The sequence below is a fragment of the Stenotrophomonas sp. FR024 genome, from assembly GCF_047500745.2.
Taxonomy (GTDB): domain Bacteria; phylum Pseudomonadota; class Gammaproteobacteria; order Xanthomonadales; family Xanthomonadaceae; genus Stenotrophomonas; species Stenotrophomonas maltophilia_A.
Genome location: NZ_JAXAXM020000018.1, coordinates 33,032 through 53,461, shown reverse-complemented (window position 1 = coordinate 53,461; position 20,430 = coordinate 33,032). Strand labels below are relative to the sequence as shown.

Genomic DNA, 20,430 nt, shown 5'->3' with positions numbered 1-20,430 from the left:
GCGCGCCTTTCATCCCCGTGCCGGTCCCCCCGCCGGCGTGGGGGTGAACCCAAGACAGCCAACGCTCGCCCGCCTTGGCCAGCCAGCCCCTTCCACGGTCGCTGTCTTGGGTTCACCCCTACCCCCTGCTGGTCCGCTACCTTCTACAGCGGTGCCACGCCCCCTGTTTGCCTGAAGCCAGGAGATGACCCGATGTTGGACGCCAACCTGCAGTCGCAGCTGAAGACCTATCTGGAGCGCGTGACCCGCCCGATCCAGATCACCGCGCACGCCGACGACGGCGCCAAGTCGCAGGAAATGCTGGAACTGCTGCAGACCCTGGACAGCCTGTCGGACAAGATCTCGCTGCAGGTGCTGCGCGATGGCCAGGGCCGTGTGCCGTCCTTCGACCTGGGCACCCCGGGCCAGGATATCCACCTGACCTTCGCCGGCCTGCCGATGGGCCACGAGTTCACCTCGCTGGTGCTGGCGCTGCTGCAGGTCGGCGGCCACCCGTCCAAGGCCACCGCCGAGCTGATCGAGCAGGTGCAGAACCTGGAAGGTGAATACAGGTTCGAAACCTACTTCTCGCTGTCCTGCCAGAACTGCCCGGACGTGGTGCAGGCGCTGAACCTGGCCGCGGTACTCAACCCGCGCATCCAGCACGTGGCCATCGACGGTGCCCTGTTCCAGGACGAAGTCGAGAAGCGCGAGATCATGTCGGTGCCGACCGTGTACCTCAACGGTGAAGTCTTCGACCAGGGTCGCATGACCCTCGAGCAGATCGTCGCCAAGCTGGACACCAATGCCAGCAAGCGCGATGCCGAGAAGATCGCCGCCAAGGACGCCTTCGACGTGCTGGTGGTGGGCGGTGGCCCGGCCGGCGCAGCAGCGGCGATCTACGCCGCGCGCAAGGGCATCCGCACCGGCATCGCCGCCGAGCGTTTCGGTGGCCAGGTGCTGGACACCATGGCGATCGAGAACTTCATCTCGGTGAAGGAGACCGAGGGCCCGAAGCTGGCCACGGCGCTGGAACAGCACGTGCGCGAGTACGAGGTGGACATCATGAACCTGCAGCGCGCCAGTGCGCTGGTGCCGGCCGGTGAAGACGGCCTGGTGCAGGTGCAGCTGGAGAACGGCGCGGTGCTGAAGTCGCGTTCGGTGATCCTGTCCACCGGCGCACGCTGGCGCCAGATGAACGTGCCGGGCGAAGACCAGTACCGCAACAAGGGCGTGGCCTACTGCCCGCACTGCGATGGTCCGCTGTTCAAGGGCAAGCGCGTGGCGGTGATCGGCGGCGGCAACTCCGGCGTGGAAGCGGCCATCGATCTGGCCGGCATCGTGTCGCATGTAACCCTGCTGGAGTTCGATTCCAGCCTGCGCGCCGACGAAGTGCTGCAGAAGAAACTGCGCAGCCTGGCCAACGTCACCGTGCTGACCAGCGCACAGACCACCGAAGTGCTGGGCGACGGCAGCCGTGTCACCGGCCTGGTCTACAAGGACCGTGTCGGCGGCGACGCCCACCGCGTCGAGCTGGAAGGCATCTTCGTGCAGATCGGCCTGCTGCCCAACACCGAGTGGCTGAAGGACACCGTGGCGCTGTCGCCGCGTGGCGAGGTCGTCATCGATGACCGCGGCCAGACCAACCTGCCGGGCGTGTTCGCTGCTGGCGATTGCACGACGGTACCCTACAAGCAGATCATCATCGCCATGGGCGCCGGTTCGACCGCCGCACTGAGCGCGTTCGACCACCTGATCCGCTCGTCGGTGAGCAGCAGCAGTGGTGCTGTTGCTGAAGCTGCCTGATCCATCGTTCCCAGATCACCGGGAACATTGTCTGCCTGTCGGGTAACCATGCCGTCAGCCGGTCCGTTACCCCTGGGGTGTAAGGATGAACCTACGTGATCTGAAGTACCTGGTAGCCCTGGCCGACCACAAGCATTTCGGCCGGGCTGCCGCCTCCTGCTTCGTCAGCCAGCCGACGCTGTCCACGCAGATCCGCAAGCTGGAAGAAGAGCTGGGCCTGCCGCTGGTGGAACGTGCACCGCGCAAGGTGATGCTGACCCCGGCCGGCCAGGAAGCAGCAGCACGGGCACGGGTGATCGTGTCCGAAGTGGAACAGCTGAAGGAAGCGGCACGTCGCAGTCGCGATCCGGAAGCCGGTACGGTGCGCCTGGGGATCTTCCCGACCCTGGGCCCGTACCTGCTGCCGCATGTGATTCCGCGCATCCGCGATCGCTTCCCGGAGCTGGAACTGCTGCTGGTCGAGGAAAAGAGCGATGTGCTGCTGGACCGCCTGCGCGAAGGCAAGCTCGACGCTGCACTGCTGGCCCTGCCGGTGATCGACGACCAGCTGCATGCCGAGTTCCTGTTCGAGGAACCCTTCCTGCTGGCCGTATCCGGGCGCCACCCGCTGGCCCGTCGCGAACACCTGGACGTGCAGGAGCTGGCCACGCAGAAGCTGCTGCTGCTGGAAGATGGCCATTGCCTGCGCGACCAGGCACTGGAAGTCTGCCGCCTGTTCGGTGCCAACGAGAAGTCCGAGTTCCGCGCCACCAGCCTGGAAACCCTGCGGCAGATGGTCGCCGCCGACGTCGGCATCACCCTGCTGCCAAGCCTGTCGGTGCAGCCGCCGGTGCCGCGCTCGAACAACATCCGCCTGCTCGACTTCACCGGCGAAGGACGCCCCAGCCGCCGCATCGCGATGATCTGGCGCCGCAGCTCGGCCATGAACGACTTCCTGATGGAGCTGGCCGATCAGTTCAAGCGCCTGCCGCAGGCGCTGTTCACCCTGGAAGCGGTCAACGCCGCCGGCGACACGACCGCCCTGCCCGGCCCCGCGCTGAACGGCTGAACCCCCGCAGCACCGGCCTGGAATCGGCAGGAGTCGATTCCGGTCGCATTTGTCCCCACAATACAGACAGGCGGCGCCAGCAGGTGCCGCCTTTTGCATGGCTTTCAACCAAGGAGCTTCACCATGAGTACCGCCAGCGGCCTGCCGCCGTCGATCACCGTTTCCACCTTCGACATGGACCGCCTGGACGCCATGCTCGAATCCCCTGCGCTGAGCCAGACGCCTGCCGCGCTCGCGCTTGCTGAAGAACTCAACCGTGCCACCGTGCTGGCACCGGACCAGATTCCCGAAGGCATCGTCATGATGCATTCGCGCGTGGAGTGCGAAGATGAAGTGTCGGGCGAGAAGCACGTCCTGACCCTGGTCTTCCCCCGCGAAGCCAACGTCGATGAAGGCAAGGTTTCCGTGCTGGCCCCGGTCGGCAGTGCCCTGCTCGGCCTTTCGATCGGCCAGAGCATCGACTGGAACGCGCCCGGCGGCCGCAAGCTGCGCCTGCGCGTGACCGCGGTCCACAACGACCGCCCCTGATTACCGCTGCGCACCGCGCGCGATTCGATCCCCCTGCACCAGGAGCCGTAATGAGTACCCCGTCCAAACTGTCCCAGCTGCGCGAACTGTCCGTGGTCGTTGCCGATACCGGTGACTACGAGGCGATCAAGCGCCTGCAGCCGGTGGACTGCACCACCAACCCGACCCTGGTGAAGAAGGCGCTGGACCTGCCGGTCTACGCCGAGCTGATCGAACGCGAACTGGCCTGGGGCCGCCAGCAGAGTGGCGACCGCGAAGCCGTGGTGCACGCCGTGGCCGACCGCCTGACCATCGGCGTCGGCGCGCTGCTGAGCACGCTGGTGCCGGGCCGCGTGTCCACCGAAGTGGATGCCGACCAGGCCCACGACACCGCTGCCACCGTAGCCAAGGCCCGCCAGTTCATCCAGATGTACGCCGATGCCGGCGTGCCGCGCGAGAAGATCCTGATCAAGATCGCCGCGACCTGGGAAGGCGTGGAAGCCGCGCGCATCCTGCAGGCCGAAGGCATCGACTGCAACCTGACCCTGATCTTCAACCCGACCCAGGCGCTGGCCTGCAGCGAAGCCGGCGCGTTCCTGATCTCGCCGTTCGTCGGCCGCATCCTGGACTGGTACGTGGCCAACGGCCAGACCCCGGCCAACATCGATGAAGACCCGGGCGTGAAGTTCGTGCGCGGCGTGTATGCCGAATTCAAGCGCCGCGGTTCGCCGACGGTGGTGATGGGCGCCTCGTTCCGTTCGACCGCGCAGATCGAAGCGCTGGCCGGCTGCGACCGCCTGACGATTTCGCCGGACCTGCTGGAGAAGCTGGACGCCGACCACGGCGAGCTGCCGCGCAAGCTGGTGGCCGGTGCGGCGGATGGCGTGGCGGTGACGCCGATCGATGCGGCGAAGTTCGCATCGGATCTGGCGGCCGATCCGATGGCGACCGAGAAGCTGGCGACCGGTATCGATGCGTTTGCCAAGGATCTGCAGGCGCTGCGCGAGCGCATTCGTTCGGAACTGTGAGGATTTCGGCCAACGGCTGAGCCCCTCGTGGCGGATCGATTTGTAGAGTCGAGCTTGCTCGACTGACTGCTAAAGCAAAAGCCGCGCTGGGTCGGGCGGGTTGGGTTCGCGGGAGACGCCGTGAATCCGTCCCTGGAGGCTTGGCCGCGGCATCCATGCCGCGGACACTCCCGCGAACCCAACCCGCCCGCCCTCTGACAGTTTCCGGTGGCCGCGCGCCACGGATGAAAGAAAGAAGAGCAAAGCGGGTCGCGCGCTTCGCTTGCTCGGAGCGGAGCATGGCTCCGCTCTACAGAAAGCACTGCAGGATCAAACAAAAAGGACGCGGCGAACGCCGCGTCCTTTTTGTTTTCCTTCAGTTCGTCAGTAACCCAATGCTCTTGCCCCCCGTCACCGGGAAACTGTCGAAGGCGGGACGGGTGCAGATGGCGGGACCGTCCACGGCATGGATGCCGTGGCCGAGCCCCCATGGACGGGTTTACGGCGTGTCCCGCCATCTGTACCCGTCCCGCCAAACTCACAACAACCCAGAGCCGCTTTGGCTGTTGACGTTGATTTTGACGTTGCCCGCCGCAGGCGGACCACCGCGCGTCAGCGCGGCGCCTCCACATCCAATCCGATCGGGCAGCTCACCCCGGTGCCGCCGATGCCGCAGTAACCGTTCGGGTTCTTCGCCAGGTACTGCTGGTGATAGTCCTCGGCGTAGTAGTACGCCGGTGCCGGGTACACGATCTCGGTGGTGATCGGCCCGTAGCCGGCTGCGGCCAGCTGCGCCTGGTAGGCCTCGCGGCTGGCCAGCGCGGCGGCGTACTGCGCCTCGTCGGTGGCGTGGATCGCCGAACGGTACTGGGTGCCGGTGTCGTTGCCCTGGCGCATGCCCTGGGTCGGGTCGTGGCTTTCCCAGAACAGCTGCAGCAGCCGCTCCAGGCTCACCACCGCCGGGTCGAACACCACCTGCACCACTTCGGTGTGGCCGGTCAGGCCCGAGCACACCTCTTCATAGGTCGGGTTCGGGGTGATGCCGCCGGCGTAGCCCACCGAGGTGCTGTACACGCCCGGTTCGGTCCAGAACTTGCGCTCGGCGCCCCAGAAGCAGCCCAGCGCGAAGCGGATCTGCTGCAGGCCGGCGAAACGGTCCTTCAGCGGATGGCTGTTCACGAAGTGCTGGTTGCTGTGCAGCGGCAGCGGTTGGTCACGCCCCGGCAGTGCTTCTTCCGGGCGCGGCAGGCGCTGCTTGAAGGCGCCGATGCCGAGGATGCCCTGGCCAATTCCCAACATGATGCGCTCCTACGCCGGAAGGCCGGCTATGTCGTCTGCATCGGAAATGGGGGCGTCCGGCGCGTGGCCCAAGTCCAGCGCCGCCACGATGTCCTCGGCCTGCGGCCGTGCCGCACCAGGGATGCCCACCCGCAGCACGCCGAACAGTGGCAGCTCGCCCATGCCGCCCAGCAACGACTCGCCGAACACGAAGGCCGGGATGCCGGCATCCTCCAGCGCGTGCTTGACCAGGTGGGCGTCGAACAGGTTGTCGGCCTTGTACACGATGTGCATGCGGCAGCTCCGTGGGACAGGGTTCCAGCATACGCCCGGGGGCTGAATGGTGGTGGTGACGGCGCATGACCGTTCTGCCGGCCAGCGGCCGGCACTACCCATCCACTTTCCGGTAGCGCCGGCAGCGGGCCGGCGGAATGTGGATCGCCGTGCAGTTGGGTAGTGCCGGCCGCTGGCCGGCATCCCCACACCCTACCGGGCAGCCCTGCCCCGTACGCGTTAGACTGGCGATCTTTCTGCCTTTCTTTTCGCCGACTCATGTCCGAGCACACCCCCGCCAGCCCCGAGACCCCCGCCGACAGCCACGAAAAGCGCGATTTCATCCGCCAGATCGTGCGCGAGGACCTGGCCAGCGGAAAGCACCAGGCGATCAAGACCCGTTTCCCGCCGGAACCGAACGGCTACCTGCACATCGGCCATGCCAAGTCGATCTGCCTGAACTTCGGCATCGCCGGCGAGTTCAGCGGCGTGTGCAACCTGCGCTTCGATGACACCAACCCGGCCAAGGAAGACCCGGAATACGTGGCCGCGATCCAGGACGACGTGCGCTGGCTGGGCTTCAGCTGGAACGAACTGCGCCATGCTTCTGACTACTTCCAGACCTATTACCTGGCCGCCGAAAAGCTGATCGAACAGGGCAAGGCCTATGTCTGCGACCTGTCGGCCGAGGAAGTGCGCGCCTACCGCGGCACCCTGACCGAGCCGGGCCGCCCGTCGCCGTGGCGCGACCGCAGCGTCGAGGAAAACCTCGACCTGTTCCGCCGCATGCGCGCCGGTGAATTCCCGGATGGCGCGCGCACCCTGCGCGCCAAGATCGACATGGCCAGCGGCAACATCAACCTGCGCGATCCGGCGCTGTACCGCATCAAGCACGTCGAGCACCAGAACACCGGCAACGCGTGGCCGATCTACCCGATGTACGACTTCGCGCACGCGCTGGGCGACTCGATCGAGGGCATCACCCACTCGCTGTGCACGCTGGAATTCGAAGACCACCGCCCGCTGTACGACTGGTGCGTGGACAACGTCGATTTCGCCCATGACGACACGCTGACCCAGCCGCTGGTCGACGCCGGCCTGCCGCGCGAAGCCGCCAAGCCGCGCCAGATCGAGTTCTCGCGCCTGAACATCAATTACACGGTGATGAGCAAGCGCAAGCTGATGGCGCTGGTTACCGAGCAGCTGGTGGACGGCTGGGAAGACCCGCGCATGCCGACCCTGCAGGGCCTGCGTCGCCGTGGCTACACCCCGGCCGCGATGCGCCTGTTCGCCGAGCGCGTGGGCATCAGCAAGCAGAATTCGCTGATCGACTTCAGCGTGCTGGAAGGCGCGCTGCGCGAAGACCTGGACAGCGCCGCGCCGCGCCGCATGGCGGTGGTCGACCCGGTCAAGCTGGTGCTGACCAACCTGCCGGAAGGCCACGTAGAGCAGCTCACCTTCAGCAACCACCCGAAGGACGAGAGCTTCGGCAGCCGCGAAGTGCCGTTCGCACGCGAAGTGTGGATCGACCGCGAGGACTTCGCCGAAGTGCCGCCGAAGGGCTGGAAGCGCTTGGTCCCGGGTGGCGAAGTGCGCCTGCGCGGTGCCGGCATCATCCGCTGCGATGAAGTGATCAAGGATGCCGACGGCACCATCACCGAGCTGCGTGGCTGGCTGGATCCGGAATCGCGTCCGGGCATGGAAGGCGCCAACCGCAAGGTCAAGGGCACCATCCACTGGGTCAGCGCCGTACATGGCGTGCCGGCCGAGATCCGCCTGTACGACCGCCTGTTCTCGGTGCCGAACCCCGACGACGAATCGGAAGGCAAGACCTATCGTGATTACCTCAATCCGGAATCGCGCCGCACCGTCACCGGCTATGTCGAGCCGGCCGCGGCCAGCGCTGCCCCGGAGCAGTCGTTCCAGTTCGAACGCACCGGCTACTTCGTGGCCGACCGCCGCGACCACACCGAAGCCAAGCCGGTGTTCAACCGCAGCGTGACCCTGCGCGACACCTGGTCGGCCTGAGGACCTGCGCGGGCGCCAGCACGGCGCCCGCATGACTCCGACGATGATCACCGCCCTTTCCGTCCTGTTCTGGTTCATCTCGCAGCATCCGCTGCTGACGTTCTTTTCGGCGATGGTGCTGGCCGGGCTGGTCTCGTGGTGGCGGCGTTTTCCGGGCTACGCCATCGTGGTGTTCCCGCTGGCGATGCTCAACATCTTCCTCGGCCACTTCCTCAACGCCGCCTTCCTCAACGTGGTGGGCGAGCGTGGTGAAGCGGTGATCGTGAAGTCCGAGCGCACCAGTTCGACGATGAACGAGCAGTACATCTGGCGCTACGAAGGGGTGCTGCGCACCGCCGAGGGCCGCGACGTGGAGGTGGTGTTCCACACCAACACCGCCTCGCTGTGGCCGCTGGAGAACGCGATCCGCATCCCGGCGCCCGACCAGCCGTTCGTGGTCAAGTACACGCCGGGTTTCCCGCGCAACTTCGTCATCCTCACCAACGAATCCCCGCACGGCATCGCCCAGGCCCGTGCCAGCGCGCGCGAGCGGGTGGAAGTGGCGGCACGCAAGCTGCATTTCAGCCCCGGCAACGCCGATTTCCGCGCGGACTATCGCCGCGAGTTGGAAACCTGGCTGCGCGACCACGGCAACGATCCGCAGCAGCAGTCCGACGCGCAGCGATATCGCGCCGAACTTGACGCGCTCGACCGCTAGATCCCCAGGCCTTGCCTGGATGTTCCACCCCATCCACAGGCCTGACATGACCACGACCTCCACCGCCCTCCTCCCGCTGCTGCAGCAGGTCCTGCAGGAGGCCGGCATCGCCAGCCACGTCGACGGCGACGCGCTGCTGCTGGACAGCGGCCTGCACCTGACCCCGCATGCGATGGCCGCGCACGCGCGCGACAACGGCGGCTGGCAGACCTCCACCGTCATCGAGAGCCAGCATCCGGTGCTGTTCGCCGATGGCCTGTTCGAGTACCAGCACGCCAACGGTGCCGATGAGCAGGCATCGCTGCTGTCCGGCTTCCAGGCCTGGGTGCGGGTGGACCTGGCCACGCTGCAGACCGCGATCGGCGCCGAAGACGCGCAGGGCCTGCCGATGATGGGCCTGACCTATCCGGCCGGCGATGACGGCGAGGAACACCAGCGCACCGTAGTGCTGGGGCCGCTGGCGCACTACCGCGCACAGGAGGTGGATGCCTCCACCTGCAGCGAGGACGACCACGGTTCCTGCCCCTGCTGCCTGTTCACCCGCAGCATGGAGGCCTTCGATGAGCTGCTGAAAGCCCGCCAGTTCCTCGCCATCCGCCTGTTCGCCTCGCGCGATGCCGACGGCCTGTGCGAAGCCGACTGCCGGGTCAACGGCCACGACTTCGCCGCCGCCCTGCCCCTGCTGCGCGCCTACGCGGCCAGCTGGCCGCAGGCCGGGCTGGAGTTCCGCAAGCAGTACGTAGTGATCCGCACCGGCTCGCCGGGCTGACCCACCGCCACACCCGATACAGGCCGGTGCGGCTACACTGCGCGCCGGTTTCCCAAGCAACCGCACCTTCTTCCATCCCATTACGAGGCACCCCCGCGATGCTGTACGCGCAAGTCCACCTGACCCTTCCCGCCTGGATCCACGACCAGATCGACCTGGATCGTCGATATCCGGGCGATGAGGCCAAGGTCGCGCTGGCGATCGAGCTGTCGCGGCTGAACGTCGAGCACGCCAGTGGCGGCCCGTTCGGTGCAGTGGTGTTCGGCCCGGATGACAAGGTCATCGCCGCCGGCGTGAACCGGGTGATGCCGCACGCGACCTCGCTGGCGCACGCCGAGAACATGGCCTACATGCTGGCCCAGCAGCGCCTGCAGACCCCGCGCCTGAACGCAGTGCTGTCGCCGGTCACCCTGGCCACCAGTTCGCAGCCGTGCTGCCAGTGCTACGGCGCCACCGTGTGGGCCGGCATCGACCGCCTGCTGATCGGTGCCAACTCGGCCGACGTCGAAGAGCTGACCCCGTTCGATGAAGGCCCGCTGCCGGCCGACTGGGTGGGTGAACTCAACAAGCGCGGCATCGAAGTGGTGCAGGGCCTGAACCGCGACGCCGCGCGCAGCGTGCTGCGTGCCTATGGGGAAAGCGATGGCGCCCGTTACTGAGGCCGGCATCGGCCTGCTGTGCCTGTGCCGGCAGGGCTTCGAGCCCGAGCTGGCCGGCGAACTGCAGTTCCGCGCCGGTGAAGCCGGTTTCGCCGGTTATGCGCGCACCCAGCGCAATGATGGCTACGTGCTGTTCATGTGCGACGAAGCCGCCGCCCTGGCACCGCGCCTGCGCTGGCGCGAGCTGATCTTCGCGCGGCAGAAGCTGGTGGTGCTGGCCGAGCTGCCGCAGCTGGACCCAGCCGACCGCATCACCCCGATGCTGGAGGTGCTGGCCGATGCGCCGCGCTTCGGCGACCTGTGGGTGGAACATCCCGATTCGGACGCCGGCAAGCCGCTGTCCGGGCTGGCCCGTGCCTTCGGCAATGCGCTGCGCCCGGCGCTGCGCAAGGCCGGCAAGCTCACCGACAAGCCGAACGACCGTCTGCCGCGCCTGCACGTGGTGTTCGTCGACGGCACCCACGCCTTCGTCTGCGTAGCCGACCCGGCCGACAGCGCACCGTGGGCACTGGGCATTCCGCGCCTGAAGCTGCTGCCCGAAGCGCCGTCGCGTTCGGCACTGAAGCTGGACGAAGCCCTGCTGACCCTGCTGGCGCCGGAAGAACGCGAAGCGCTGGCCAGGCCCGGCATGCGCGCGGCTGACCTGGGTGCCGCACCCGGCGGCTGGACCTGGGTGCTGACCCGCCAGCACATGCACGTGCTGAGCATCGACAACGGCCCACTGCGCCAGCACGTGCTGGACACCGGCCTGGTCGAGCACCTGCGTGCCGATGGCTTCCACTGGCTCCCGGAACAGCCGCTGGACTGGATGGTCTGCGACATGGTCGAGCAGCCGCGGCGCGTGGCCGAACGCATGGCCACCTGGTTCCGCGAAGGCTGGTGCAGGCACGCGATCTTCAACCTGAAACTGCCGATGAAGAAGCGCTGGGACGAAACCCGCTTGTGCCTGGACCTGTTCCAGGAGCAGGCCTGCAAGCCGCTGGTGGTCCGCGCCAAGCAGCTCTATCACGATCGTGAAGAGATCACCGTGCTGGCGTCGCCGCTGCGCTGAGGCCGTCGTGCCCGCCGGGCGTGGCCCGGCGCTACCGAGGAATGGGACCATGCGATACCGCTCGATTCCGATACTGATCGCCCTGCTGGCAACTGCAACGGCCCTTGCACAGCAGCTGCCGTCCATGCCGGCGCAGGTCCAGCCGCTGGGCCCGACCGGCGGCGCCATCCGCCAGCAGCCACTGGGCGCCGGCCAGGTCACCGGCAGCGTCGAGATTGCACGGCCGGCCGGCGAGGCACAGGTGACCGTGCGTTCGCTGGAACCGAGCAGCGTGGTCGGCCAGTACCGCATCCACTTCGCCGCGCTGGATGTGAACGGTGATGGCTTCATCAGCCGCGAGGAAGCGCAGGCCAATCCGGCGCTGGCCGATGAGTTCAATGCGTTGGACGTGAAGCGTCGCGGCAAGCTGGATCGTGCCGACCTGGCTGGTTGGCTGGTTGATTGATCCACCGGCGCGATCTTCATCCACGCATGGCGTGGATCTACTGGATCAACGGCGGTAGCGGAGCCCGCTTCTGGTAGGTGCCAACCTTGGTTGGCACATCCATCAGGCATCCTGGGCCCAGATGAGGCGAGGGTATTTCCAGCCTTGTGCCAACCAAGGTTGGCACCTACCAGAGCGGCGTTGGCACCTGCCAGAGCGACCTGTATTCCGGTCAGACCCCGGCGGCGCGCTTCCAGAACGCCTGCACCAGCGGCGGCCATTTGCCGACGCAGCCCAGCGCGCGTCCACGGGCCAGGGTCAGGTGCATTTCGTCGTTGGAGAACAGGCGGTTGATCGCATCGAAACTGTAGGCGGCGATGTGGTTGTCGCTGCGCCGTTCGCGTGCCCAGCGCTGCAGGCGCTGCGGCGACAGCCGCGGCTGGCCGCGGCGTTCGGCCGACGGCGCCAGCCACTGCTGCAGGGCGGCGACATCGCGCAGGCCCAGGTTCACGCCCTGCCCGGCCAGCGGATGCACCACATGCGCAGCATCACCCAGCGCCAGCACGCGGCCAGCCACGTAGTGACGGGCCAGCTGGCGACGCAGCGGGAAGGCCGCACGCGGTGACGCCAATCGCAGTTCGCCCAGGCGCGCAGCGAAGGCACGGGTCAGTTCGCGGTTGAAGGCGTCCTCGTCCAGGGCCAGCACGCGAGCCGCTTCATCCTCGGGCAGGGTCCAGACGATCGAACTGCGACGCTCGGCCACCGGCAGCAGCGCCAGCGGCCCGGTCGGCAGGAAGCGCTGCCAGGCCGTGGCCTGGTTGGGAAGATCGCTGTCCACATAGGCCACCACGCCACGCTGGTGGTAGTCATGCTTTTCAACCTCGATCCCGGCCAGCTGGCGCAGGGTTGACTCGGCACCGTCGGCGGCCACCGCCAGTGCCGCTTCCAGGCGGCGCCCGTCATCCAGCCGCAGGCGCACGCCGTCTTCATCCTGTTCCAGCGCTTCCACCCGTGCTGGGCAGTGCAGCTGCACGCCCGCCGCCGGCAGCGCCGCCCACAGACGATCCTGCAGCAGGCCGTTCTCGACGATGTAGCCCAGCTCACGACGGCCGAAGCGATCGGCGTCGAACAGCAGATCCTCGCCACCGGCCGCATCCCACACCTGCATGCGCCGGTAAGGCCAGGCGCGGGCCTGCGCGATCGCCGGCCACACACCCAGGCGGTTCAACAGCTGCACGTTGTCAGCGGCGAAGGCGAACACGCGCAGGTCCGGCTGTGCGGCCTGCCACGGTGCCGGTTCGCGGCCTTCCACCAGCGCAACCGACAGGCCGGCATCGGCCAGCGCCAGCGCACACGCGGCACCGACCACGCCACCACCAACGATGGCCACATCAAGACGCGTGCGCCGGCTCATGCGGCTTCTCCGCGGCACAGGCGCGGCACGTCACCACGGAAGCCCATCGCACCACCGACCAGCATCGACTGCACCGACTCGCGCTGTGCGGCCACCAGGCCGAGGCTGCGCAGCGGCCGCATCAGCGGTGCCGGGTTGCTGGTCAATCGTGCCAGCCCACCGGAGAACGCCACCGTCTGCCGGCGATCTTCCTCGCGCCGCGCGACGTAGGCCTTCAGCAGCGCATCGCTGCCGGCATCCTCATGCGCATCCTCCAGCAGTTCGGCCAGGGTCAGCGCATCGCGAAGGCCCAGGTTGAAGCCCTGTGCGCCCAGCGGATGGATGGTCTGCGCGGCATTGCCGAGCAGCACCGTGCGCTCACCGGCCAGCGCGCGCGCCAGCACCTGGATGAGCGGGTAGGCGCTGCGCGGGCCGGACTCGAGCAGGCGGCCGGCACGCCAGCCGATCGCGCTCTGCAGGCGTTGCAGCCAGGCCGCATCGTCCAACGCCATCACCGCATCGGCCTGGTCGCGCGCTACCCCGTGCACGGTGCCGAAGTGACGATCGCCACGCGGCAGCAGGGCGGTTGGGCCGGTATCGGTGAAGCGTTCCCAGGCGGTGCCATCCGGCGCGCGCTGGCTGCGCACGCGGGCCACGAACAGGGTCTGCTGGAAATCATGGCGGTCGACTTCGATGCCCAGCGCGCCACGCACGCCGCTGGTGGTGCCATCGGCCCCCACCACCAACCGTGCCAGCAGCACGCGTTCGCCAGCCTCGTCAGCCACCCGTACCTGGCGGTAACCATCGACCACCTCACCCAGCCCCAGGAACCGCATCGGCCGGTAACGGCGCAGGCGCGGCAGTTCCTGCAGGCGCGCTTCCAGCGCCTGGCCGAAATCGCGCGCGACCACCACCTGGCCGAACCACGGCCGGTCGTAATCGGCCGCTTCGAGCTGCACACGGCCGAAATCGCCGGCACGACTGACATGGATGCGCCGGATCGGGCCCGGTGCCATCGCCAGCTTCTGCATCACCCCCAGCGCGGTCAGCGCATTGACGGTGGCAGCGGCGAAACTGAGATTGCGCTGGTCGAACACCGCAGGCAGCTCGCCGGCCGGGCTGGCCTCAAGCAGGCCCACGTCGCGGCCCAGCCGGTCCAGGGCGATGGCCAGGCTGGCACCGACCAGGCCACCACCGACAATCAGCACGTCATGTCGTTCACTCATGTGTTCATGATACGCGCTCGCCCCGACTGTACGCCGAACGGGCGGCACCTGCGCCAACCTGCGCGGCGGGCTAGAATGAAACCTGAATCCGCTCCGGGCCCCACCATGTCCGATACCGCCAACCGCGCCTTCGTCCTGTCCGTACTCGTACTGCTGCTGGCGGCGACCCGGGTCAATCACTTCGCGGCCATTCCGGATGCCTCCTGGGCCGTGTTCTTCATCGGTGGCTTCTACCTGGCGCGCTGGACGCGCTGGGCGTTCCCGCTGCTGATGGTGTTCGCGGTGCTGGTGGACTGGATCGTGATCCGCAGCAGCGGTCTGGATTTCTGGCAGCACTACTGCGTGTCGCCGGGCTACTGGCTGCTGCTGCCGGCCTACTTCTCTTTGTGGGCCGGCGGCATGCTGCTGGGCCGCAACTACCAGAGCGCGCGCTGGCCGGTACTGGCCAAGGGCGCACTGCTGCTGGTCGCTTCGGTGGCGGTCTGCCACCTGCTGGCACAGGGCGGTTTCTACTGGAGCAGCCGCAACGTGGCCGAGCCGACCCTGGCCGGCTGGGCACAGAACTACGCGCAGTGGTTCGGGCCCTACCTTCGCACCACGGCGATCTATGTGGCGCTGGCCGCCGCCCTGCAGCTGGCCGTGGAGCAGGTGCTGAAGCTCCAGCAGGCCCGCCGCGACATCCGCCACTGAGCCGCGCCATGGGTCATCGCCTCTCGCGCATCTACACCCGCACCGGCGACGACGGCAGTACCGGCCTTGGCGACGGCCAGCGCGTAGCCAAGGATGACGCCCGCGTGGCGTCCTACGGCACCGTCGACGAGGCCAATGCCGCGCTCGGCCTGCTGTTGGCCGCGCCCCTGCCCGAGGATGTGCGCGCGCTGGTGGTGCATCTGCAGCACCAGTTGTTCGACCTGGGCGCCGAGCTGTGCATTCCCGGCCATGCCGCGATCCACGCCGCCGACGTCTCGGCCCTGGAACAGCAGCTGGACCATTACAACGCCGACCTGCCGATGCTGAAGGAATTCATCCTGCCGGCCGGCGGCGAAGCCGCCGCGCGCTGCCATCTGGCCCGCACCATTGTCCGCCGCGCCGAGCGCGAAACGGTCACCCTGGCCCGCCACGAGGCTGTGCGCAGCGAGGCGCTGCAGTACCTCAACCGGCTGTCGGACCTGCTGTTCGTGCTGGCCCGGGTGCTGGCCCGAGCCGATGGCCACGGCGAAGCGCTGTGGCAGCCACAGCAGCGCCAGCGCTGAGTCGGCACGATGCTGGTCTATACCCACCCGTCCTGCCTGCTGCATGACCCCGGCCCCGGCCATCCGGAGTGCCCGCAGCGCCTGCAGTACGTACTCGACGCACTGCACGCCGCCTTCCCTGATCAGCTGGACTGGCGCGAGGCGCCGCCGGCCAAGTTCGGCGAACTGACCCGGGTCCACGACAGCGCCCTGCTCGACTTCGTGCTGCAGCCGCAGACCGCGCCGCTGCGCCAGCTGGACATGGACACCTGGACCTCGCCAGGTTCGGCCAGCGCCGCCGTGCACGCCGCCGGTGCCGGTGTGGCCGCGGTCGATGCGGTAATGCTGGGCGAGGACCCGCTGGCCTTCTGCGCGGTACGCCCGCCGGGCCACCACGCCACCAGCAGCACGGCGATGGGCTTCTGCCTGCTGAACAACATCGCCATCGCTGCCGCCTATGCCCGTGACCGCCATGGCCTGGAGCGGATCGCGGTGGTCGATTTCGACGTCCACCACGGCAATGGCACCCAGGACATCTTCCAGCACGATGCCCGGGTCTCCTACTACAGCACCCACCAGGCCGGGCTGTTCCCCAATTCCGGCCTGCGCCGCGACCGCGGTGCCGGCAACCTGATGAACATCCTGTTGCCACCGGGCAGCGGCGGCTTCCGCTTCCGCAACGTCTGGGCCGACGAGATGCTGCCAGCCATCGACGACTTCCGTCCGCAGCTGCTGCTGATCTCCGCCGGCTTCGACGCCCACCTGCGCGACCCGCAGGCCGATCTGATGCTGGAGACCGACGATTTCGCCTGGATCACCCGTGAACTGCATGCGCTGGCACGCCGTCACGCCGCCGGCCGGGTGGTCTCGATGCTGGAGGGCGGCTACGACCTGCAGGCCCTGGCCGAGTGCAGCATGGCCCATGTCCAGGCCCTGATCACCCCCTCTGCGGGTGCCTCCGCCGGATGAACCCGAACCGGCAGGCTCCGGCGCCCTTCATTGCCCCTATGCAAGGGATGGGGCAAGCTACCGTCCGTTTTCGCCCGAATCCGAACCGCGTGCGCCGAGCCCTCCGCCTGCTTCCCCTGCCTCTGAGCATCGCCATCAGCCTGCCGGCGATGGCCGATGATAAGCCGCTCAACTGGGGCCTGTGCCCGGCCACCGACGTCATTCCCGCGTTCACCGACGCCCCCACCCCGGTCCCGGCCCAGGACAAGGCTGCTGCCGCAGCCGCCCGCGAGAACCAGCCGACCGACATCGAAGGCGACCAGCTGCTGGGCACCACCACGGTGCCGCAGTACGAGGGCAACGTGGCGCTGCGCCGGGGTGACCAGTTCGTCGGTACCGACAAGCTCAGCTTCGACACCGAGACCGGCAACTACATCGCCGACGGCAATGTCCGCTACCAGGACGGGTCGATCCGGATGGTCGCCAAGCGCGCCGAAGGCAACCAGGAAAGCGACACCCACAAGATCTCCGACATCAAGTACCAGCTGGTATCGCGCCGGGGCAACGGTGATGCCGAGTCGGTCGACCTGCAGGGCGCGGTCGGCCAGATGCACCGCTCCACCTACACCACCTGCGACCCGTCGCAGCCGGTGTGGAAGCTGTCGGCGCCGCAGATCGAAGTGGACAACGACGAAGGCTTCGGCACGGCCCGCAACGCCGTGCTGCGGATCGGCAAGGTGCCGGTGCTGTGGGCGCCCTACTTCAAGTTCCCGATCGATGACCGCCGCAAGACCGGCCTGCTGTTCCCGCAGCTGGGCATGTCCGGGCGCAATGGCTTCGATTATGCGCAGCCGATCTATTTCAACCTGGCGCCGAACTACGACGATACCCTGACCCCGCGCTACATGAGCCGGCGCGGCCTGCTGCTCGACAACGAGTTCCGCTACCTCTACAACGGCGGCCGTGGCGAGGTGCTGACCAGCTACATGCCCAACGACAAGCTGCGCGACCGCGACCGCGGCCGGGTGATGTTCGACGGCTACCACAACGTGAACAGCCACTGGCAGGCCCGCGCCAACCTGGCCTGGGTGAGCGACGAACGCTATGTCGAGGACTTCGCCAACCGCCTGGTGGGGGTGACCGCCTCCAACCTGCAGAGCACCATCGGCCTGTACGGCACCGGCCAGAACTGGACGGCCGGCATCATGGCCGACCGCTGGCAGCTGACCGACTACACCCTCGACGAGCGCGCCCTGCCCTACAACCGCGAGCCACGCCTGTTCTTCAACTGGAACAAGCCGGTGCTGCCGTGGCTGGAAACCGGCATCTACACCGAAGCGGTGCGCTTCACGCATGACGACATCAACTTCAAGAATGCCGTCGGCGCCGGCGAGGATCTGCAGTACACCCGTAATGGAGTGCAGTGGACCGACGGCGTCGGTGTCAGCGGCGGTTCGCGACTGGACGTGAAGCCGTATGTGTCGTTCCCGATCAGTGGCGCAGCTTGGTATGTGACCCCTACCCTGGCCTACCGCTACACCGCCTATCAACTGGACCGTGGTCTAGTGGATGGGGTAAGGGGCATCCAGGCCCAGATCCTGCGCTCGCAGGGCATCGACCCGGCCACGGCCACTCCGGAACAGCTGCGCGGCAATACCTCGCCCAGCCGCAGCCTGCCGATCGGCAGCCTTGATGCCGGCCTGTTCTTCGATCGCGAGACGTCGATCGGAGGCAAGTCATTCCTGCAGACCCTGGAGCCGCGCCTGTTCTACCTGCGCACCCCCTACCGCAACCAGGACGAGCTGCCGATCTTCGACACCCGTGACTTCACCTTCAGCTGGGGCCAGCTGTTCCGCGACTCGCGCTATACCGGCGCCGACCGCCAGAACGATGCCAACCAGCTGACCCTGGCACTGGGCACCCGCTTCATCGACCAGACCACCGGCAAGGAACGCTTCTCGGCCGCGATCGGCCAGATCCAGTACTTCGACGAATCGCGGGTGAGCACCACGCCGGGCGGCGCGCCGGTGGAGAAGGGCAAGTCGGCGTGGATCGCCGACGGCAACTACATGATCAACGACCGCTGGACCCTGGGCGCCACCTACCAGTGGGACCCGAAGTACAAGCGCGAGGATCTGGCCAGCGTCCGCGCCCGTTATCTGATGCCCAACGATGGCGTGATCAACCTCAGCTACCGCTACCGCATCAATGCCGGCGCCCCGGCAACCGCCAACAAGCATGACCGGACCCTGCTGGAGCAGGCCGACCTGTCGTTCCTGTACCCGCTGAATGCGCGCTGGAGCCTGGTGGGCCGGTATTACTACTCGCTGCAGGACAAGGAACCGCTGGAGATCATCGCCGGCGTGCAGTGGGACAGCTGCTGCCTGGCCGTGCGTGCAGTGGCCCGCCGCTACGTGCGCAACCGCGAAGGCGACATGAACAATTCCATCCAGCTGGAGTTCGTCCTCAAGGGCCTCAGCTCCATCGGCCAGGACACGGACCGTACGCTGCGCCGTGCTATCCTCGGCTACAACCGCGACGACCTCTATCTCGTGCCGCCCAGCAACACCGGGGCGACCCGGGATGACTACGATCCGAATCAGATCCCATGACCAAGCGCTTCCCCGTTCTTCTCGCCTCCCTGCTGGCGGTGTCCAGCGTGTCCGCCCCCCTGCAGGTGCTCGCGCAGGAGGCGCAGCCGTTGGACCGCATCGCCGCCGTCGTCGACGAGGACGTGATCCTGCAGAGCGAGCTCCAGCGTGCGATCGCCAACATCAAGGCGCAGTACGCCGGCCGTGAAAACCAGCTGCCGCCGGAAGACGTACTCAGCCGCCAGGTGCTCGAGCGCCTGGTGCTGGTCAAGCTGCAGGTGGCCCGCGCACAGGGCAGCGGCATCCGCGTCAGCGACCAGGAGCTGAACCAGGCGATGAATGCCATCGCTCAGCAGAACGGCTCGAACCTGGATGCACTGCGCCAGCGCCTGGCCCACGACGGCATCGACTTCAACGATTTCCGCGCTTCAGTGCGCGATGAAATCACCGTGCAGCGCCTGCGCCAGAGCTTCGCGCAGAGCCGCATCAGCGTCAGCGAGGGCGAAGTCGACGCCGCCCTGAAGCAGCAGGCCACGGTTGGCAACCAGTACCACCTGGCGCACATCCTGATCGCCCTGCCCGACGGCTCCAACGCCGACCAGATCGCCACCGGCCAGAAGAAGGCCGAAGGCGTGAAGGCCCTGCTGGACAAGGGTGAGCTGGACTTCAACGCCGCCGCCGTGCGTTATTCGGACAGCCCCAACGCGCTGGAAGGCGGCGACCTGGGCTGGCGCAGCCTGGACGAAATCCCGCAGGCCTTCGCGCAGATGATGGAAAAGATGAAGCCCGGCGAAGTGGTCGGCCCGATCCGCGGCCCCAGCGGCTTCCAGCTGCTGAAGCTGGTGGAAGTGCGTGATGCCAGCGCCGCCAGCGGTGGCGAGCACACGGTCACCGAGTACCACGGCCGCCACATCCTGGTGCGCGTGGACGATCACCAGACCGACGCTGCCGCCAAGGCCAAGATCGATACCCTGCGTGCCCGCATCGCCGGTGGCGCGGACTTCGAGACCGTGGCCAAGGAGTCCTCCGAGGACAACAACAGCAAGGGCCAGGGCGGCGATCTGGGCTGGTTCCCGGCCGACGCGTTCGGTCCGGCGTTCGGCCAGCAGGTGTCCGGCATCCAGGACGGTGGCGTCAGCCAGCCGTTCCGCACCGATGCCGGCTGGCACATCGTGCAGCGCGTGGGCACCCGCCAGACCGACGTGACCACTGACAACCAGCGTGCCCAGGTCCGCGAGACCATCGGCCGCCGCAAGCTGGAAGACGAGTACAACCGCTTCCTGCAGGAACTGCGTGGCGAAGCCTACGTCAGCTTCCGCAGCGGCGACCGCGCGGAAAACACCGCCACGCCGCCGCAGTCCTGACCGATGCGCCCCGAGCTCGCTCTGGTACCGGGCGAGCCCGCCGGGATCGGCCCGGAGCTGTGTGTCCGCCTCGTCCAGCAGCCGCGTGAAGATTGCCGGCTGCTGGCCTTCGCCGACCCGGATACCCTGCGCGGGGGGGGGGGGGGGGGG

Annotated in this window: 19 protein-coding genes and 1 pseudogene; 16 read left to right on the top strand and 4 right to left on the bottom strand. The window is 67.7% G+C overall.

The genetic code is table 11. From position 1 onward, the window contains the following. Positions 1-192 precede the first annotated feature (192 nt). From ahpF to ACMZ91_RS17640, 4 genes are all read left to right on the top strand, one after another. The gene (gene ahpF / locus ACMZ91_RS17655) at positions 193-1,785 is read left to right on the top strand and encodes an alkyl hydroperoxide reductase subunit F (protein ID WP_049463647.1); all 1,593 of its coding nucleotides are present in this window, start codon (positions 193-195) and stop codon (positions 1,783-1,785) included. An 85-nt stretch (positions 1,786-1,870) separates the two neighbouring features. Continuing rightward, on the top strand, positions 1,871-2,833 hold the full coding sequence (locus ACMZ91_RS17650) for a LysR substrate-binding domain-containing protein (RefSeq protein WP_032129919.1): 963 nt from the start codon (positions 1,871-1,873) through the stop codon (positions 2,831-2,833). 123 nt (positions 2,834-2,956) lie between these two features. Further along, on the top strand, positions 2,957-3,361 hold the full coding sequence (gene rnk, locus ACMZ91_RS17645; protein WP_005408156.1) for a nucleoside diphosphate kinase regulator: 405 nt from the start codon (positions 2,957-2,959) through the stop codon (positions 3,359-3,361). A gap of 50 nt (positions 3,362-3,411) precedes the next feature. Continuing rightward, positions 3,412-4,368, top strand: a complete 957-nt coding sequence (locus ACMZ91_RS17640) for a transaldolase (protein ID WP_049463648.1) — start codon at positions 3,412-3,414, stop codon at positions 4,366-4,368. Between the two features lie 591 nt (positions 4,369-4,959). Here ACMZ91_RS17640 and msrA read toward each other — a convergent pair. Both msrA and ACMZ91_RS17630 read right to left on the bottom strand, forming a co-directional pair. Continuing rightward, on the bottom strand, positions 4,960-5,625 hold the full coding sequence (gene msrA, locus ACMZ91_RS17635) for a peptide-methionine (S)-S-oxide reductase MsrA (protein ID WP_049460935.1): 666 nt from the start codon (positions 5,623-5,625) through the stop codon (positions 4,960-4,962). Positions 5,626-5,655: 30 nt separating this feature from the next. Beyond that, complete coding sequence (locus ACMZ91_RS17630) at positions 5,656-5,919, bottom strand: putative signal transducing protein (protein WP_049460931.1); 264 nt, start codon at positions 5,917-5,919, stop codon at positions 5,656-5,658. Between the two features lie 258 nt (positions 5,920-6,177). Between ACMZ91_RS17630 and ACMZ91_RS17625 the strand changes: the two genes are divergently transcribed. From ACMZ91_RS17625 to ACMZ91_RS17600, 6 genes are all read left to right on the top strand, one after another. Next, positions 6,178-7,926: a glutamine--tRNA ligase/YqeY domain fusion protein gene (locus ACMZ91_RS17625; RefSeq protein WP_049460929.1), complete on the top strand. Its 1,749-nt coding sequence runs from the start codon at positions 6,178-6,180 to the stop codon at positions 7,924-7,926. 43 nt (positions 7,927-7,969) lie between these two features. Continuing rightward, positions 7,970-8,623 carry a membrane protein gene (locus tag ACMZ91_RS17620; RefSeq protein ID WP_049460927.1) on the top strand — a complete coding sequence of 218 codons (654 nt, stop codon included), beginning with the start codon at positions 7,970-7,972 and terminating at the stop codon, positions 8,621-8,623. Positions 8,624-8,669: 46 nt separating this feature from the next. After that, positions 8,670-9,392, top strand: a complete 723-nt coding sequence (locus tag ACMZ91_RS17615) for a DUF6348 family protein (protein ID WP_049460925.1) — start codon at positions 8,670-8,672, stop codon at positions 9,390-9,392. A 98-nt stretch (positions 9,393-9,490) separates the two neighbouring features. After that, entirely contained in the window at positions 9,491-10,051 is a 561-nt protein-coding gene (locus tag ACMZ91_RS17610; RefSeq protein ID WP_004154307.1) for a nucleoside deaminase, read from the top strand. Then, a complete protein-coding gene (rlmM, locus tag ACMZ91_RS17605) occupies positions 10,035-11,102 on the top strand; it encodes a 23S rRNA (cytidine(2498)-2'-O)-methyltransferase RlmM (protein ID WP_049460923.1) in 1,068 nt (355 codons plus the stop codon). The genes ACMZ91_RS17610 and rlmM overlap by 17 nt, the downstream gene beginning before the upstream one ends. A 49-nt stretch (positions 11,103-11,151) precedes the next feature. After that, positions 11,152-11,547 (top strand): EF-hand domain-containing protein, encoded by a 396-nt coding sequence (locus ACMZ91_RS17600; protein WP_049460920.1) that lies wholly within the window; start codon positions 11,152-11,154, stop codon positions 11,545-11,547. 211 nt (positions 11,548-11,758) lie between these two features. Here the strand turns inward: ACMZ91_RS17600 and ACMZ91_RS17595 are convergent, their stop codons facing one another. Then, positions 11,759-12,940 (bottom strand): UbiH/UbiF family hydroxylase, encoded by a 1,182-nt coding sequence (locus ACMZ91_RS17595; protein ID WP_049398145.1) that lies wholly within the window; start codon positions 12,938-12,940, stop codon positions 11,759-11,761. Further along, a complete protein-coding gene (ubiH, locus tag ACMZ91_RS17590) occupies positions 12,937-14,145 on the bottom strand; it encodes a 2-octaprenyl-6-methoxyphenyl hydroxylase (protein WP_049460918.1) in 1,209 nt (402 codons plus the stop codon). The genes ACMZ91_RS17595 and ubiH overlap by 4 nt, the downstream gene beginning before the upstream one ends. A 105-nt stretch (positions 14,146-14,250) precedes the next feature. On the opposite strand from ubiH, the gene ACMZ91_RS17585 reads away from it, so the two are divergent. The 6 genes and pseudogenes from ACMZ91_RS17585 to ACMZ91_RS17560 form a co-directional block, all read left to right on the top strand. Further along, positions 14,251-14,835, top strand: coding sequence for a hypothetical protein (locus tag ACMZ91_RS17585; protein ID WP_019338105.1), 585 nt, complete (start codon positions 14,251-14,253; stop codon positions 14,833-14,835). Positions 14,836-14,843: 8 nt separating this feature from the next. Next, positions 14,844-15,398, top strand: coding sequence for a cob(I)yrinic acid a,c-diamide adenosyltransferase (locus tag ACMZ91_RS17580; RefSeq protein ID WP_049460916.1), 555 nt, complete (start codon positions 14,844-14,846; stop codon positions 15,396-15,398). Between the two features lie 9 nt (positions 15,399-15,407). Beyond that, positions 15,408-16,346, top strand: coding sequence for a histone deacetylase family protein (locus ACMZ91_RS17575; protein ID WP_049460914.1), 939 nt, complete (start codon positions 15,408-15,410; stop codon positions 16,344-16,346). An 89-nt stretch (positions 16,347-16,435) separates the two neighbouring features. Next, the gene (gene lptD, locus ACMZ91_RS17570) at positions 16,436-18,937 is read left to right on the top strand and encodes an LPS-assembly protein LptD (RefSeq protein ID WP_080291831.1); all 2,502 of its coding nucleotides are present in this window, start codon (positions 16,436-16,438) and stop codon (positions 18,935-18,937) included. Further along, entirely contained in the window at positions 18,934-20,280 is a 1,347-nt protein-coding gene (locus tag ACMZ91_RS17565; protein WP_032129906.1) for a peptidylprolyl isomerase, read from the top strand. Before lptD ends, ACMZ91_RS17565 begins: the two co-directional genes overlap by 4 nt. A 3-nt stretch (positions 20,281-20,283) precedes the next feature. Continuing rightward, a pseudogene (locus ACMZ91_RS17560) lies at positions 20,284-20,430 on the top strand (hypothetical protein); the annotation flags it as partial.